Raw genomic sequence first — 15,522 nt, forward strand, 5'->3', positions numbered from 1 at the left:
CGCGTCGTGCCGCATATGACGCACGACCTGCTCACCTCACTGCGCCCCCTGCTCGCCGCCGAGGCCTCCGCCGAGGCGCACGCCGCCGGCACCGAGCCCGGCGACCTGGAACAGGCGGTCTGGCTCCGCCTCCTCGAACTCCTCGACGCCGACGGCCCGCCCCGCGACCCCGAGCGCTGGCTGCGCCGCGCCGTCCGCTTCGAGGCCCGCCGCTCCCGTCGTACGACCCGGCGCGAACAGCCGTACGACACCGAACCCGCCGACGAGGTCGCGCACACCCCCGAACAGCTCGCCGTCACCGCGGCCCGCGCCCGCGCCCTGCGCGCGGCGATCCGCCGACTGCCCGGCCGTTGCCCCGCACTCCTGGAAGCCCTGATGTCCCCCAAGGACCTCACATACCGGGAGATCGCGGGGGAGTTGGGTATCTCACAGGGGAGTCTCGGGCCGGAACGTTCCAGATGTCTGGCATGTCTGCGGCGAGTGCTTGCCTCGGAGGTTGCGGCTCGCGGAGCACGGGGATAGGAGTGAGGGACAACAGGCGACAGGTGAGCGGGAGGCGTGCACACATGGGCATGAGCGTGACCATCTCCGAGGCGACCGACCAGGACGTCGAGCAGATCCTCAAGCTGCAGTACCTGTGCTTCCAGAGCGAGGCCGCCCTGTACGGCAACTACCGCATCGACCCGCTCGTCCAGCCCCTCGACTCGGTCCGGCGGGAAGTCGCCGAGGACTGCGTCTTCGTGGCCCGGCTCGGCGACGAGGTGGTCGGCTCGGTACGCGGCGCGGTCACCGAGGACGGCGCGGCCTCCATCAGCCGCCTGTGCGTCCACCCCCGCCTCCAGGGCCACGGCATCGGCGCCCGCCTCCTCCGCGCGGCCGAGTTGGCCCTCGCACAGCAGCGCGGCGCCAAGAAGTTCCGCCTCCACACGGGCCACCGCAGCGAGGGCAACCTCCGCCTGTACCGCAAGGTGGGCTACGAGACGGTGGGCACGTCGGAAGGCACGGACGGCGTCCCCATGGTCGTCCTGGAAAAGCAGGCGGGCCCGTACGCCACAACGGCGTGAGGTGCCGCCCTTAGGGGGCGCGGGGAACTGCGCGAGCAACCACAGCGAACCCGCACCCGCCGCCGACGCTCACCCCGGCTGCTCGCTGCGCGCCCTCCGCAACCACCACAAAGCGGAGACCGGCAACAAAACCGGAATGAACAAATACCCCATCCCGAAGTCGGACCACACGGTCGCATCCGGAAACGCGGACGGCTCGACCAGCGTCCACGTGCCAACCACCAGCACCCCCACCAGCTCGGCGGCGCAGCACACTTGCGCCGCCCTGCGGGCCGTTTCCCCACCCCGCACCAGCGTGTACGTGATGAACCCGTACACGACACCCGCCACCGCGGACAACGAATAGGCGAGCGGCGCCCGGTCGAACTCCGTGGCGATCTGGTACACGGACCGCGACACGGCCCCCACCACCATCACCCCGTACAGCCAGACGAGCAGCACCCCGGGCCCACGGATCAGCCGCGTCCGCCGCGTCCCGCCCGACGTGGCCACCTCAGCCTCCCCAGATGTCATAGAGCCGCACCTCCAGGACAGCGAGCACCACACCGCCGGCGGCAACCGTCACCGAACCCCACTTCGAGCGCTCGGCCAGCGACATGAACCCCGCGGCCGGAATACACGCGAACGCCCCGACCAGATACGCCACGAAGATGGTCGTCCCCTGCTCCGGCCGCTCACCGCGCGCCAGCTGCACCACCCCGACCACCAGCTGGACCAACGCCAGCACCGACACCACGGCCATCCCGATGAAGTGCCAGTCTTTCGTCGGCTGATCGCGGTACGCGGCCCAGCCGCACCACGCGCCGAGCAACAGCGCGGCGACCGCGGTCGCCACCGTCAGGGCATCAAGCATGCAGCGACCCTATTACGGGCCAAAAGGCCTGATGCGGTCGCCCCCGGGGTGCCCCGTAGGGTCGAGCCCATGAAGATCCACGCGCAAGCCCTCCTGTTCGACAACGACGGCACCCTCGTCTCCTCCCTCGAATCCGTACACCGCTGCTGGACCCGCTGGGCGGGCGAGTTCGGCATCACCGCCGAGCGCTTCGCGCAGGTCGAACTGCACGGCCGGACCGCCGCCGAGATAGCCGCCGACCTGCTGCCGCCCGAGATCGTCCCGGAGGCCGTCGCACGGATCGAGACGCTGGAGGTGGAGGACGTACCCAACGGTGGTGTGCGTCTGCTCCCCGGCACGCACGACTTCCTCTCCTCCCTCCCCGCCGACCGCTGGGCCGTCGTCACCTCCGCGACCCGCCGCCTGGCCGAGGCCCGCCTGGACGCCGTCGGCATCCTCCCCAAGAACCTGGTCGCCGCCGACGACGTCACCCGCGGCAAGCCCGACCCCGAGCCCTACCTGCTGGCGGCCCGCGAAATGGGCGTCGACCCGGCCGACTGCGTGGTGTTCGAGGACGCCCCCGCCGGACTGCGGGCGGGCCGCGCCGCCGGGATGTCCACCGTGGCCTTGGCCACAACCCACCCCGCCCACGAACTGACCGCCGACCTGGTGGTCGAGGACCTGTCGGCCCTGTCCGCGCTGGTCACCGCCGACGGCGTGGAGATCGCCGTCCGCGACTGACGCCTGTCCACCGCTGTCCGCAATGCGGACAGCGGTTCCTGGTCGCCTTCATACGTCTGCTTTACTGATCGCATGACCACGACGAGCAGCCGCATCCCTGCGACCGAGGCGACCACGACGCCCGGTGCTCGCTGTATGTGTCGTCGAATGTGCGCCTTCTAGAGGGCCCCCGCACCCCCTGAGCCTCGCGCCCCGAAGCGAGCCGCCGTGGCATGTCCGTACCTCCTCCGCCGTACGTGACCGACCAGCCCCGCGCACCTCTTCCCTCCCGTACCAGGGCACACCCACGCCCGCGTACTCGACAGTGACGGAAACCCACGTGATCACCACCTCGGGCCTGACCAAGGTCTACCGCTCACGCGGCCGCGAGGTCACCGCCCTCGACGGCGTCGACCTGCACGTCCGCGAAGGCGAGGTCTACGGCGTCATCGGCCAGTCCGGCGCCGGCAAGTCCTCGCTCATCCGCTGCGTCAACCTCCTGGAGCGCCCCACCTCCGGCACGGTCACCGTCGCCGGCCAGGACCTCACCGCGCTCGCCGGGCGGGGCCCGCGCGCGGGCCGGGAACTCCGCCGCGCGCGCAGCCGTATCGGCATGGTCTTCCAGCACTTCAACCTGCTGTCCTCCCGGACCGTCCAGGACAACGTCGAGCTGCCGCTGGAAATCCTCGGCAAGTCGGGGAAGGAACGTTCCCGCAAGGCGCTCGAACTGCTCGACCTCGTCGGCCTCGCCGACAAGGCCAAGGCCTACCCCGCCCAGCTCTCCGGCGGCCAGAAGCAACGCGTCGGCATCGCCCGCGCCCTGGCCGGCGACCCCAAGGTGCTGCTCTCCGACGAGGCCACCAGCGCCCTCGACCCGGAGACGACCCGCTCGATCCTGAGGCTGCTGCGCGACCTGAACCAGCAGCTGGGCCTCACCGTCCTGCTCATCACGCACGAGATGGACGTCGTGAAGTCGATCTGCGACTCGGCCGCCCTGATGGACCGGGGCCGCATCGTCGAGTCCGGCACCGTCAGCGAACTGCTCGCCACCCCGGGCTCGGAGCTGGCCGCCGCGCTCTTCCCGGTGGGCGGCGAGGCCTCCGCCGACGACCGCACCGTCCTCGACGTCACCTTCCACGGCGAGGCCGCCACCCAGCCCGTCATCTCCCAGCTGGCCCGCACCTACAACATCGACATCTCCATCCTCGGCGCCGCCATCGACACCGTCGGCGGCCTCCAGGTCGGCCGGATGCGCCTCGAACTGCCCGGCCGCTACGAGGACAACGTCGTGCCCATCGGGTTCCTGCGCGAGCAGGGCCTGCAGATCGATGTCGTCGGCGCCGAGCCGGTACTGGTGAAGGAAGGTGCCAAGTGACCTGGTCCGAAATGCAGCCTCTGCTGGAGCAGGCCTGTACCGAGACGCTGGTCATGGTCGGCTGGTCCACCCTGATCGCCGTCGTCGCCGGGCTTCCCATCGGCGTTCTGCTCGTCCTCACCGACAAGGGCGGCCTGCTGCAGAACACCGTGGTGAACAAGGTCATCGGGCAGATCGTGAACGTCGGCCGCTCGATGCCGTTCATCATCCTGATGGTCGCGCTGATGAGCTTCACCCGCTGGGTCACCGGCACCACCATCGGCAGTGAGGCCGCGATCGTGCCGCTGGCCATCGGCGGCATCCCGTTCTTCGCCCGCCTCGTCGAGACGGCCGTCCGCGAGGTGGACCACGGGCTCGTCGAGGCCGTCCAGTCGATGGGCGGCAACACCTGGACCATCGTCCGCAAGGTCCTCGTCCCCGAGGCGCTGCCCTCCCTGATCGCCTCCACGACGACCACGATCATCGCCCTGATCGGCTACTCCGCCATGGCCGGCACGGTCGGCGGCGGCGGCCTCGGCGACCTCGCCGTCCGCTACGGCTACCAGCGCTTCGAGACCGGCCTGATGTGGATCACCGTGGCCGTCCTCGCCGTCGTCATCTCCCTCATCCAGTTCGCCGGCGACTACGCGGCCCGGTCCCTGCACCGCCGCGGCGGCCGCTCGGGCGCGGCTCCCAAGCTCCGCCTGCTGAAGGCGAAGGAGCCCGCCGCGGCCGACGTCAGCAAGGTCGCGTAGCCCCACCCCAGAACTCCCCGCACACCATCGCGGGGTCGCTCCACCCATAAGGAAAGGCACTTTTCGTGCGTAACACCGCCAAGTTCACCACCGCTGCCCTCGCCGCCGGAGCCCTCACCCTCGGGCTCACCGCCTGCGGCTCGGGCCAGGACGCCGCCTCCGACACCTCCGGACCGCTGGTCGTCGCGGCGACGCCCGTCCCGCACGCCCAGGTCCTGACCTACGTCAAGGACAACCTGGCCCAGAAGGCCGGTCTGGACCTCGAGATCAAGGAGTTCACCGACTACGTCACGCCGAACACGGCGACGGAGGACGGCTCGGTGGGCGCCAACTACTTCCAGACCGAGCCCTACCTCGAGGACTTCAACAAGAAGAACGGCACCCACCTGGTGTCCGTCGCCTCGGTGCACCTGGAGCCGCTCGGCCTCTACTCCGAGAAGACCGACAAGGTCGGCGGCCTGAAGAACGGCGCGACCATCGCCGTCCCCAACGACACCGTCACCGAGGCGCGCGCCCTCCAGCTGCTCGCCGCCAACGGACTGATCACCCTCAAGGACGGCGTCGGCACCACGGCCACCACCGCCGACATCACCAAGAACCCCAGGAACCTCAAGTTCAAGGAGCTGGAGGCGGCCCTGACCCCCCGCTCCCTGAAGGACGTCGACGCGGCCGTCATCAACGGCAACTACGCCCTGGAGGCCGACCTCAAGCCGGCCGAGGACGCCCTCGTCCTGGAGTCCCCCGAGAACAACCCGAACGTCAACCTCCTCGTCGTCAAGGAAGGCAACGAGGACGACCCGCGCGTGCGGAAGCTCGCGAAGCTCCTCACCTCCGCCGAGGTCAAGAAGTTCATCGAGGACGAGTACAACGGCTCGGTGATCCCCTCCTCCTGAGCCACAGCCCGTCCGCGCACCCGGGGTTCACTCCATCACGGGGAGTGGACCCCGGGTGTGTGGTTCAGTGCTTTCATGCTGCATGCTGGGCAGTTCAGCAGGTCCTGACGGTTCGAAGGTTACGGAGCGGCTTCATGACGAGCACCTTCCCCACCATCTCCATCAGCACGGAGCGGTTGGTGCTGCGTCCGCTCGACGAGGACGACGTTCCCGCCCTCGCCGAGATGATGAACGACGAGCAGGTCGTCGCCTGGACCGACGTACAGCAGCCCTTCACCGAGGACGGCGCCCGCACCTGGATCACCGAGTACGCCCCCACCGAGCGTGCCGCGGGCCGAGGCCTCGACCTCGCCGTCACCGAGTTCCTCACACAGCGCCTGGTCGGCATCATCCAGCTCGGCAGGACGAACTGGCATGTGCGCTCCACCGAGATGTCGTACATCATCGCCCCCTGGGCCCGCGGCGAGGGTTACGCCTCCGAGGCCGCGCTGGCCACCGCGCAGTGGCTGTTCGGCGACCAGAAACTCGAGCGCATCGAGCTGCGCACGGCCGCCGACAACACGGCCTCCCAGCAGGTCGCCCAGAAGATCGGGTGCATCAGCGAGGGAGTCCTGCGGGGCGCCTGCATAGCGCGCACCCGCACCGACGACGGTGCCTGGGCCGAGGTGCGCACCGACTACATCGTCTGGAGCCTGCTGCCCGAGGACATCGAGGGTGCGGGAGACCAGCTGGCCGACACGGACGGCTTCACCTCGTACTCGGACTGGAACTGAGGGCACCGGGGACGCCGCCCGAGCGCGTCCGAGCGGCACCAGGTACTCTCACGGAGCCTGCCCGCCCGCGGGCTGCCCCCGACGACCTGCGCAAACCCCCTGGAGACTGACGACGATGGCCGACCGGGTCACGGTGATCGGCTGGGACGGCTCTCCGTTGACCGCCGCGGCACGCGCCGCCCTGGGCGCCGCCACCCTGGTGGCCGGTGCCGCCCACCACCTGGCACTGCCCGAGGTGCCGCCCACCGCCGAGCGCGTCCGCCTCGGCAGTCTCGCCCTCGCCGCCCGCCGGATCGCCGCCCATCGCGGCACCGCGGTGGTGCTCGCCGACGGCGACCCCGGCTTCTTCGGAGTCGTACGGACCCTGCGCGCACCCGAGTTCGGCCTGGAGGTCGAGGTCGTCCCCGCCGTCTCCTCCGTCGCCGCCGCCTTCGCGCGCGCGGGCATGCCCTGGGACGACGCCCACGTGGTCGTCGCACACCCCCGCACCCTGCGACGCGCGGTGAACGTATGCCGCGCCCACACCAAGGTCGCGGTCCTCACCTCACCCGGCGCAGGCCCCGCCGAACTCGGGCTGCTCCTCGACGGCGTCCACCGCACGTTCGTCATCTGCGAGGAACTCGGCACCGACCGCGAGCAGGTCACCGTCGTCACCTCCGACAAGGCGGCCGACCACACCTGGCGCGACCCGAACGTCGTCATCGTCATCGGCGGCCCGGTCGGGGCGCAGGAGGGCGGCGGCTGGATCGCCGGCCGCGACCCGGGAACGGGTCCCCGCGGCTGGACCCTGCCCCCCGAGGCGTACGTCGGTGAACTGGGCGAGGGCGAGACCGAGCTGCTCCGCGCGGCCCAACTCGCCCGGCTCGGACCGCGCGTCGGCGACCTCGTGTGGGACATCGGCTGCGGCAGCGGCGCCTTCGCCACCGAGGCCGCCCGGGCCGGCGCCGCCGTCATCGCCGTCGACCGGGACCCGGGCGCCTGCGCCCGCACCGACGCCGCCGCACGCCGCTTCGCGGTCCAGCTCCAGATCGTCCACGGCACCGCCCCGCACGTCCTGGAGAACCTGCCCGAACCCGACGTAGTCCGGGTCGGCGGCGGGGGAGCGGCCGTGGTCTCCGCGGTCGCCGACCGCCGTCCGCAGCGCATCGTCACCCACGCCGCCACCCGCGACGCGGCCGAACTCATCGGCCGTGACCTCACGGAGCACGGCTACGACGTCGAGTGCGCCCTGCTGCAGTCCGTCGAACTCGACACGCGGGCCTGGACGGAGAAGGAACGGAGCGTCGCGTTCCTGCTCAGCGGCGTGCTGCCCGACCGCGCGTCCTGATCCCGTTGACGTCCCCGTGATCCGGTTGTCGTACCGCGCGCGGTAGGCTGGCCGATCGTTGTACCGCACTCGGACGCCCGGCGCTTCGTCGGTCAATGTCCGGAAAACCCGCCCGTTTTGGGCTGGGTGTGGTACGGCAGAACCCGAGGACGCGCAACGTGGCGCAGTCCACAGCGGGCCGTCGCGAATGAAGCTGACGTGACGGCGGAACGGCCGCGACAATGCCACTGAATGGCTTTGTCGCCTTTTCCGGCGGGTCGTTCGTGCCGCTGGGCACGCGCGCTCGTTCTTCACAGCGGGGCGGTCGACGCGCCGTTCCGGGTGAGCTGGTCGTAGGAGCATCAACCGATGGGCGAGGGGTACGCATGACCGACACCGGCCAGGTCCCGGGCGAGGGGCTGCCGGAGAACGCAGGCCTGGTGGAACAGCCGGGCGTTCCCGTTCCCGGCGCGTACACCTACGTCTCCGAGACGCCCGCCGAGGACGAAGACCTGCTGCTGCCGGGCGCCCAGGGCGCGTGGGGCAACGAGGTGGCCCCGCCCGCGCCCGAGCCGGTCGTCGAGGCCGTCCACGAACCCGGCGCGCACGAGCTGTCCGGCCGTGACAGCGGCTCGGTCGACCTGACCGGCGTCCGCCTGCCGGGCCCGACGCCGCCCCCGGCGTCACCCGCGCCCGCCCCGGCGCCGCGCCGTCCGCTGCACATGGGCCCGCCGATCCCCGACACCTCCGCCAGCCCGGTCCGCTCCCTCGCCGACCGCGGGCCGGCGGGCGCGCCGGTACGGCAGCCGGTGCCGCAGGCCACCGGGCCCGAGTACCTCGACGTCCCGCGCGTGAGCGAGATGCCGCCGCAGGCGGCGGTGCCGCAAGGCGCGGTGCCGTGGGGTGGTACCCAGCCCGCCGCGACGCAGCCTGCCGCGATGCCGACGCCGGTTGGCGCGGAGGTGACGCCTGCGGAAACGGTTGTTCCGACGGGGCAGGCGCATGGGCAGGCGCATGGGCAGGCGCTGGCGCAGGCCGACGTGGAGGCACCGGCGCAGGCGGAGGTGCACGCGCAGGTGGAGGCACCGGTACTAGCGCAGGCACCGGCGCAGGCGGAGGTGCACGCGCAGGTGGAAGCACCGGTACTAGCGCAGGCACCGGCGCAGGCGGAGGTGCACGCGCAGGCAGAGGTGCACGCGCAGGTGGAGGCACCGGCACAAGCGCAGGCACCGGTGATGCAGGCCCAGGCTGAGACACACGTACAGGCCGACGCGCAGGCGCAGGCCGCCGCTGAGCCGGTGGGTGCGGCGCAGGCCGCGGTGGCGCGGATCGCCTCGGAGGCTGTGGCTTCCGGGAGTTCCGGGCAGGGTGAGCCCTACGCCGTGGACGCGGCGACCACTGTCGAGCAGGCGTTCGCCCCTGACGCCGGGGCGGCCGACGACACGGCGGTTGCGGGCACACCGGCCACGTCTGTTCCGGAACCCGAGCAGCTCCCTGAACCTGTTCCCGATGCCGGACAGGCCGCTGAGCCCGCGGCGCCTGTGGTCTCCCGCGAAGTCCCGGAGAGCGAGCCTGCTCACGGTGGCGAGGAACCCCCCGCCGCCGTACCCGCCCCCGAGCCCGCGCAGCAAGCGGAGCCTGAGGTGGTGCAGGCCCAGGACGCAGCCGTGGCCGAACCCGAACCCGCCCTCGAGCCCGCCCCGGCACCGGCCCCCGAGCTGCCGAACGCCCCCGAGTCGGTCGTACCGGCTCCCGCTCCCGAACCCGCTCCGCAACCCGAGCAGCCCGCTGCCGTGGACGGGGAGGCTCAGGGCGCGGCCCCGGCCACGGACGAGCCCCTGACGCAGCCCGTCCCGCACCCCGAGTACACCGAGCCCGCCCAGGAACCCGTCGCCGCCGCCGAGGAGCAGCCGCAGGACACCGCGTCCGGCGTCACCCCGGCGCCCCAGCCGGAGCCGCCGGTGGGCCAGTTCGTCCCGGTGGAGGGCTCGGTGCCGACCACCCCGCACCTCGCGCCCACCCCGCCGCACCCGATCGTCCTCCCCACCCAGGACCAGGCGCCCGAGCCGCCGGCGCAGCCGGAAGCGGTGGCCACGGTCCCGGCCCCCCGCGAGGCCGACCCCACGCCCGCCCCGGCCACGCCCGAAGAGATGCCGGCCCCCGAACCCGTACAACTGGTACAGAACGCGGAGGACCTGGAAACCCGGGCCGCCGACCAGGAAGACCAGCAAGATCAGCAGGTTCAGCTGAACCAGCAAGACCCACAAGACCCACAAGAACTGCAAGAACTGCAAGACCCGCAAGACCCCCAAGAAATGAGCACGGCCCCCGTGGCAGAAGCACGACAGTCCACCGGCTCGGCCGCACCCGCCTACGACGACGCCGAGCGCGAGGCCGTACTGAAGGTCATGCGCGAGCGGCGTGACATCCGCAACGGCTTCCGCAGCGACCCCATCCCGCACGAGGTGCTGCTCCGCGTCCTGGAGGCCGCCCACACCGCGCCCTCGGTCGGCCACTCGCAACCCTGGGACTTCGTCGTCATCCGCTCTGCCGAGACCCGGCACACGATGCACGAACTGGCGATGCGTCAGCGCGAGGCGTACGCGAAATCGCTTCCGAAGGGCCGGGCGAAGCAGTTCAAGGAACTGAAGATCGAGGCGATCCTCGACACCCCGGTGAACATCGTCGTCACCGCCGACCCGACCCGCGGCGGTCGCCACACCCTCGGCCGCCACACGCAGCCGCAGATGGCCCCGTACTCCTCCGCGCTCGCCGTCGAGAACCTCTGGCTCGCCGCCCGCGCCGAGGGCCTCGGCGTCGGCTGGGTCAGCTTCTTCGACGAGCGCGAGATGGTCCGCGCCCTCGGCCTGCCCGAGCACCTGGAGGTCGTGGCGTACCTGTGCGTCGGGTACGTCGACGAGTTCCCGGAGGAGCCCGAGCTGATGCAGGCGGGCTGGTCCAAGCGCCGCCCGCTGTCGTGGGTCGTGCACGAGGAGACGTACGGCCGCCGCGCGCTGCCCGGCGAGGAGCCGCACGACCTCCTCGCCGAGACCGTCGCGCAGATCCGCCCGCTGGACGCCAAGGCGCTCGGCGAGGCCTGGGAGCGGCAGAAGCGGATGACCAAGCCGGCCGGCGCGCTCGGCATGCTGGAGATCATCTCCGCCCAGCTGTCCGGCCTGTCCCGCCAGTGCCCGCCGCCGATCCCGGAACCCGCGGCCGTCGCGATCTTCGCCGGCGACCACGGTGTGCACGCCCAGGGCGTCACCCCCTGGCCGCAGGAGGTCACCGGCCAGATGGTGGCCAACTTCCTCGGCGGCGGAGCGGTGTGCAACGCCTTCGCCAACCAGGTCGGCGCAGAGGTCTGCATCGTCGACGTGGGCGTCGCCGCGGAGCTCCCCTCCACGCCGGGTCTGCTGCCCCGCAAGGTCCGCCCGGGCACGGCCGACATGACGACGGGCCCCGCGATGACCCGCGAGGAGGCCAAGCAGGCCATCGAGGTGGGCATCGAGACGGCCCGCGACCTGGTGGCGGCCGGCAACAAGGCCCTGCTCACCGGTGAGATGGGCATCGCCAACACCACCGCGTCCGCCGCCCTGATCTCGGTCTTCACGGGCGCGGACCCGGCGGAGGTCACGGGCCGGGGCACCGGCATCAACGACGAGACCCTCGCCCGCAAGACCGAGGTCGTCCGTCGTGCCCTCGAACTCCACCAGCCGGACCCGGCCGACCCCATCGGCGTCCTCGCGGCGATCGGCGGCCTCGAACACGCCGCCATCGTCGGCCTCCTCCTCGGCGGCGCGTCCCTGCGTACGCCGGTGATCCTGGACGGCGTCAGCGCCGGCGCCGCGGCCCTCGTGGCCCGCGCCATCGCCCCCGAGGTCCTCGCGGCCTGCGTCGCGGGCCACCGCAGCGCCGAACCGGGCCATGTGGCGGCGTTGAACAAGCTGGGCCTGCGCCCCCTGGTCGACCTCGACCTCCGCCTCGGCGAGGGCACGGGCGCGCTGCTCGCGCTGCCGCTGGTACAGAGCACGGCGCGCGCGATGCACGAGGTGGCGACGTTCGACTCGGCGGGCGTCACCGAGAAGTAGCCCCCGGCCGCCGGTGGGGTGGGCAGGCGCTCCGTCGCCCCCACCCCACCCCCGCCGTACCCTGAACCCACGTCTAAAATCCGCACGTCAGGGCTGCTCCAGAGCCGTAGCGCCCATCGCACGCCCGCACGAGGAGCCGCACCCTCATGGCCGAACACCCCGCCTACCCCGTAGGTCTCCGCCTCACCGGCCGCCGAGTGGTCGTCCTCGGCGGCGGTCAGGTCGCCCAGCGCCGCCTCCCCGCCCTGATCGCGGCCGGCGCGGACATCCTCCTCGTGTCCCCGGACGCCACCCCGTCGGTGGAAGCCATGGCGGACGCGGGCGAGATCACCTGGGAGAAACGGCCCTACGCCGAAGGCGACCTCGCCGACGCCTGGTACGCCCTGATCGCCACCAGCGACCACGAGGCCAACACCCGCGCCTCGGCGGAAGCGGAACGCCACCGGGTCTGGTGCGTCCGCTCCGACGACGCCGACGCGGCCACCGCCTGGACCCCGGCCACCGGCCACAGCGAGGGCGTCACCGTCGCGATCCTCACGACCGACACCAAGTCCCGCGACCCCCGCCACACCGCCGCCATCCGCGACGCGGTCGTCGAGGGCCTGCGCGACGGCACCCTCGTTGCCCCCCACCACCGCACCCGCACCCCCGGCGTCGCCCTGGTCGGCGGCGGCCCCGGCGACCCGGACCTGATCACGGTGCGCGGCCGCCGCCTGCTCGCCGAGGCCGACGTCGTCATCGCCGACCGCCTCGGCCCCCGCGACCTGCTCGCCGAACTGCCGCCGCACGTCGAGGTGATCGACGCGGCGAAGATCCCGTACGGCCGCTACATGGCCCAGGAGGCCATCAACAACGCCCTGATCGAACACGCCAAGCAGGGCAAGTCCGTCGTACGCCTCAAGGGCGGCGACCCCTTCGTCTTCGGCCGTGGCATGGAGGAGGCCCAGGCCCTCGCCGAGGCCGGCATCCCGTGCACGGTCGTCCCCGGCATCTCCAGCTCCATCTCGGTCCCGGGGGCGGCCGGCATCCCGGTCACCCACCGTGGGGTCGCGCACGAGTTCACCGTGGTCAGCGGCCATGTCGCCCCCGACGACGAGCGCTCCCTCGTGGACTGGCCGTCCCTCGCCAAGCTCACCGGCACGCTGGTGATCCTGATGGGCGTCGACAAGATCGGCCGGATCGCCGAGACCCTCGTCGCCCACGGCAAGCCGGCCGACACGCCCGTCGCGCTGGTCCAGGAGGGCACGACCGCGGCCCAGCGCCGCGTCGACGCGACCCTGGCGACGGTCGCCGAGACGGTGCTTGAGCAGGAGGTCAAGCCGCCGGCGGTCATCGTCATCGGCGAGGTCGTCAAGGTAGGCCCGCAGACCTCCGCGTAACCCCGGGTAACACAACCCGTCCCGAGCCGTTGGCACCGTACGCACGACAAGGCAGTATCACCCTGTGGCCGATCTCATCACCGTCGAGGATCCCGACGACCCGCGCCTGCGCGACTACACGGGCCTGACCGACGTCGAACTGCGCCGCAAGCGCGAACCCGCCGAGGGCCTGTTCATCGCCGAGGGCGAGAAGGTCATCCGGCGGGCGAAGGACGCGGGCTACGAGATGCGGTCGATGCTGCTGTCCGCCAAGTGGGTCGACGTCATGCGCGACGTCATCGACGAACTCCCGGCCCCCGTCTACGCGGTCAGCCCGGAACTCGCCGAACAGGTCACCGGCTACCACGTGCACCGCGGCGCCCTCGCCTCCATGCAGCGCAAGCCCCTGCCCACGGCCGCCGAGCTGCTCCGGACCGCCCGCCGCGTCGTGATCATGGAGTCGGTCAACGATCACACCAACATCGGCGCGATCTTCCGCTCGGCCGCGGCCCTCGGCATGGACGCGGTCCTGCTGTCACCGGACTGCGCCGACCCGCTGTACCGCCGCAGCGTCAAGGTGTCGATGGGTGCGGTCTTCTCCGTGCCCTACGCCCGCCTGGACACCTGGCCCAAGGGCCTGGACTCGGTCCGCGAGGCCGGTTTCACGCTGCTCGCCCTCACCCCCGACGAGAAGGCCAGGCCCCTCGACGAGGCCGCCCCGCACCGGATGGACCGCGTCGCGCTCATGCTCGGCGCCGAGGGCGACGGCCTGTCCACCCAGGCCCTGGTCGCCGCCGACGAATGGGTCCGCATCCCGATGTCCCACGGCGTCGACTCCCTCAACGTGGGCGCGGCGGCCGCGGTCGCGTTCTACGCGGTCGCGACGGGCCGCCCGCAGCCGTAACGGCCTACGGGGAGACGTACCGCTACGACCTCCTCAGCGCCCCCTTGTCGAGCGGCCGGTGGTCCGGCAGCACATGCTCCTGCCGCTCGCCCGCGCCGCCTCGCTGGTCGCCGAGCCCACGCGCCGACCCCTGGCAGCCCTGCACCACACCGATGCCGAGCGCCACGAGCAGCGTCACGACCACGAACACGAACAGCCGCTGCCGCAGCAACCGCGGATTGGCCGGCCGCCGTCCGGTCCCGGTGGGCCGCGGCGAGGGACGACCGGCGCCGCGCGGTGTCGTACGGCCGCCGCTGCCGCCGCCGGATCGGGGCGTGTTGCGCGCCGGCGTGTTCCGCGAGGCGGGGGTGTTCCGCGCCCCGGACCGCGACGGAGTGGCGCCGTTCCGGGCGGCGGCACCGCCGGCCCGGGCCGGAGTTCCGCCCCGCGCCGGGGCGGGACCGCGCGAGCTGCCGCCGCTCCGGGGCGCCGGAGTCACCGGCCCGCCCTGCTGCCGCCGCGGGGCGCGGTCGGGGTAGGTGTCGGCGAGCCGCCCGGTGGGACGGTCCGCCTCGCCGGAGCGCGGCGCGGGCGGCCGCCCCTCGATCAGGCCGTGCGCCTCACGAGCGGCGATCTCCTTCAGCCGCAGCGACAGCTCCAACGTGCTCGGCCGCTCCTCGGGGTCCTTCGCCAGACAGGCCCGGACGAGCGGAGCCAGCGCGTCCGGTACGCCCTGCAGCTGGGGTTCCTCGTGGACGACCCGGTACAGCATGACCTCGGAACTGCCGTGCCCGAAGGGCGAGTCGCCAGTGGAGGCGTACGCCAGGGTCGCGCCGAGCGAGAACACGTCCGTGGCCGGTGTGACCGCGGCACCGCGCACCTGCTCGGGCGCGAGGAAGCCGGGCGAGCCGACGGCCGTGCCGACGTGGGTGAGCGTGGAGGCCCCGGTCGCCCAGGCGATGCCGAAGTCGATGATCCGGGGGCCCTTGGGGGAGAGCAGGATGTTGGACGGCTTCAGGTCCCGGTGGACGACCCCGGCCTCGTGCACCGCGACCAGCCCCTCCGACAGGGCGGCCCCGACCGCGGCGACATCGGCGGCGGCGAGCGCCCCCTCGTCGGCGACCTTGTCGTGCAGGGAGGGCCCGGGCACGTACTGGGTGGCGAACCACGGCCGGTCCGCCTCCAGGTCCGCCGCGACGAGCCGCGCGGTGCAGCCGCCACGGATCCGCCGCGCCGCGGAGACCTCACGGGCGAACCGCGACCGGAACTCCTGATCCTCCGCCAGGTCCGGGCGGATCACCTTCAGGGCGACCCGCTGCCCCTTCTTGTCGGAGCCCAGGTAGACCACGCCCATCCCGCCCGCGCCGAGCCGTCTGTGCAGCCTGAACGAGCCGACGACGCGCGGGTCCTCGCGCCTCAGGCGCATCATCGCCATGTTCATCCCCGCTGCCCGGTCCGTGTGACGTGGCACAGCTTACGTTTCCGTGGCCGCCTGC

The 15,522-nt window shown here is 72.4% G+C and carries 14 protein-coding genes; 11 read left to right on the forward strand and 3 right to left on the reverse strand.

The genetic code is table 11. The annotated features are described in order from the left end of the window. Nucleotides 1-15 precede the first annotated feature (15 nt). Nucleotides 16-522 (forward strand): RNA polymerase sigma factor, encoded by a 507-nt coding sequence (locus I2W78_RS33605; RefSeq protein WP_196464013.1) that lies wholly within the window; start codon nt 16-18, stop codon nt 520-522. Between the two features lie 44 nt (nt 523-566). Next, entirely contained in the window at nt 567-1,064 is a 498-nt protein-coding gene (locus tag I2W78_RS33610; protein WP_196464014.1) for a GNAT family N-acetyltransferase, read from the forward strand. Nucleotides 1,065-1,133: 69 nt separating this feature from the next. Here I2W78_RS33610 and I2W78_RS33615 read toward each other — a convergent pair whose 3' ends face one another. Beyond that, a complete protein-coding gene (locus tag I2W78_RS33615; protein ID WP_196464015.1) occupies nt 1,134-1,577 on the reverse strand; it encodes a hypothetical protein in 444 nt (147 codons plus the stop codon). Then, complete coding sequence (locus tag I2W78_RS33620; RefSeq protein ID WP_196464016.1) at nt 1,558-1,917, reverse strand: hypothetical protein; 360 nt, start codon at nt 1,915-1,917, stop codon at nt 1,558-1,560. The genes I2W78_RS33615 and I2W78_RS33620 overlap by 20 nt, the downstream gene beginning before the upstream one ends. Nucleotides 1,918-1,986: 69 nt before the next feature. Between I2W78_RS33620 and I2W78_RS33625 the strand changes: the two genes are divergently transcribed. The 9 genes from I2W78_RS33625 (at nt 1,987) to I2W78_RS33665 (ending at nt 14,047) form a co-directional block, all read left to right on the forward strand. Then, the gene (locus tag I2W78_RS33625) at nt 1,987-2,637 is read left to right on the forward strand and encodes an HAD family hydrolase (protein ID WP_196464017.1); all 651 of its coding nucleotides are present in this window, start codon (nt 1,987-1,989) and stop codon (nt 2,635-2,637) included. A 319-nt stretch (nt 2,638-2,956) separates the two neighbouring features. Next, nucleotides 2,957-3,991, forward strand: a complete 1,035-nt coding sequence (locus I2W78_RS33630; protein ID WP_196464018.1) for a methionine ABC transporter ATP-binding protein — start codon at nt 2,957-2,959, stop codon at nt 3,989-3,991. Beyond that, a complete protein-coding gene (locus I2W78_RS33635; protein ID WP_196464019.1) occupies nt 3,988-4,725 on the forward strand; it encodes a methionine ABC transporter permease in 738 nt (245 codons plus the stop codon). The genes I2W78_RS33630 and I2W78_RS33635 overlap by 4 nt, the downstream gene beginning before the upstream one ends. A 65-nt stretch (nt 4,726-4,790) precedes the next feature. Further along, nucleotides 4,791-5,618 carry a MetQ/NlpA family ABC transporter substrate-binding protein gene (locus I2W78_RS33640; protein ID WP_196464020.1) on the forward strand — a complete coding sequence of 276 codons (828 nt, stop codon included), beginning with the start codon at nt 4,791-4,793 and terminating at the stop codon, nt 5,616-5,618. Between the two features lie 134 nt (nt 5,619-5,752). Continuing rightward, nucleotides 5,753-6,391, forward strand: a complete 639-nt coding sequence (locus tag I2W78_RS33645) for a GNAT family N-acetyltransferase (RefSeq protein ID WP_196464021.1) — start codon at nt 5,753-5,755, stop codon at nt 6,389-6,391. Between the two features lie 115 nt (nt 6,392-6,506). Continuing rightward, entirely contained in the window at nt 6,507-7,718 is a 1,212-nt protein-coding gene (gene cbiE / locus I2W78_RS33650) for a precorrin-6y C5,15-methyltransferase (decarboxylating) subunit CbiE (RefSeq protein WP_196464022.1), read from the forward strand. A gap of 365 nt (nt 7,719-8,083) precedes the next feature. Next, nucleotides 8,084-11,785 carry a nicotinate-nucleotide--dimethylbenzimidazole phosphoribosyltransferase gene (gene cobT, locus I2W78_RS33655; protein ID WP_196464023.1) on the forward strand — a complete coding sequence of 1,234 codons (3,702 nt, stop codon included), beginning with the start codon at nt 8,084-8,086 and terminating at the stop codon, nt 11,783-11,785. Between the two features lie 146 nt (nt 11,786-11,931). Next, nucleotides 11,932-13,164: a uroporphyrinogen-III C-methyltransferase gene (gene cobA / locus I2W78_RS33660; RefSeq protein WP_196464024.1), complete on the forward strand. Its 1,233-nt coding sequence runs from the start codon at nt 11,932-11,934 to the stop codon at nt 13,162-13,164. 64 nt (nt 13,165-13,228) lie between these two features. Next, nucleotides 13,229-14,047: a TrmH family RNA methyltransferase gene (locus I2W78_RS33665; protein WP_196464025.1), complete on the forward strand. Its 819-nt coding sequence runs from the start codon at nt 13,229-13,231 to the stop codon at nt 14,045-14,047. 22 nt (nt 14,048-14,069) lie between these two features. Here I2W78_RS33665 and I2W78_RS33670 read toward each other — a convergent pair whose 3' ends face one another. Beyond that, nucleotides 14,070-15,467 (reverse strand): serine/threonine-protein kinase, encoded by a 1,398-nt coding sequence (locus I2W78_RS33670; RefSeq protein WP_196464817.1) that lies wholly within the window; start codon nt 15,465-15,467, stop codon nt 14,070-14,072. Nucleotides 15,468-15,522 lie beyond the last annotated feature (55 nt).

This window comes from Streptomyces spinoverrucosus (assembly GCF_015712165.1).
Classification (GTDB): Bacteria; Actinomycetota; Actinomycetes; order Streptomycetales; family Streptomycetaceae; genus Streptomyces; species Streptomyces spinoverrucosus_A.

Bases quoted from the DNA above. Each gene is read 5' to 3' on its own strand.
- I2W78_RS33625 (WP_196464017.1), top strand. From the start codon at position 1,987: ATGAAGATCCACGCGCAAGCCCTCCTGTTCGACAACGACGGCACCCTC.
- cobA (WP_196464024.1), top strand. From the start codon at position 11,932: ATGGCCGAACACCCCGCCTACCCCGTAGGTCTCCGCCTCACCGGCCGC.
- I2W78_RS33645 (WP_196464021.1), top strand. From the start codon at position 5,753: ATGACGAGCACCTTCCCCACCATCTCCATCAGCACGGAGCGGTTGGTG.
- cbiE (WP_196464022.1), top strand. From the start codon at position 6,507: ATGGCCGACCGGGTCACGGTGATCGGCTGGGACGGCTCTCCGTTGACC.
- I2W78_RS33620 (WP_196464016.1), bottom strand. From the start codon at position 1,917: ATGCTTGATGCCCTGACGGTGGCGACCGCGGTCGCCGCGCTGTTGCTC.
- I2W78_RS33610 (WP_196464014.1), top strand. From the start codon at position 567: ATGGGCATGAGCGTGACCATCTCCGAGGCGACCGACCAGGACGTCGAG.
- I2W78_RS33615 (WP_196464015.1), bottom strand. From the start codon at position 1,577: ATGACATCTGGGGAGGCTGAGGTGGCCACGTCGGGCGGGACGCGGCGG.
- cobT (WP_196464023.1), top strand. From the start codon at position 8,084: ATGACCGACACCGGCCAGGTCCCGGGCGAGGGGCTGCCGGAGAACGCA.
- I2W78_RS33670 (WP_196464817.1), bottom strand. From the start codon at position 15,467: ATGAACATGGCGATGATGCGCCTGAGGCGCGAGGACCCGCGCGTCGTC.
- I2W78_RS33605 (WP_196464013.1), top strand. From the start codon at position 16: ATGACGCACGACCTGCTCACCTCACTGCGCCCCCTGCTCGCCGCCGAG.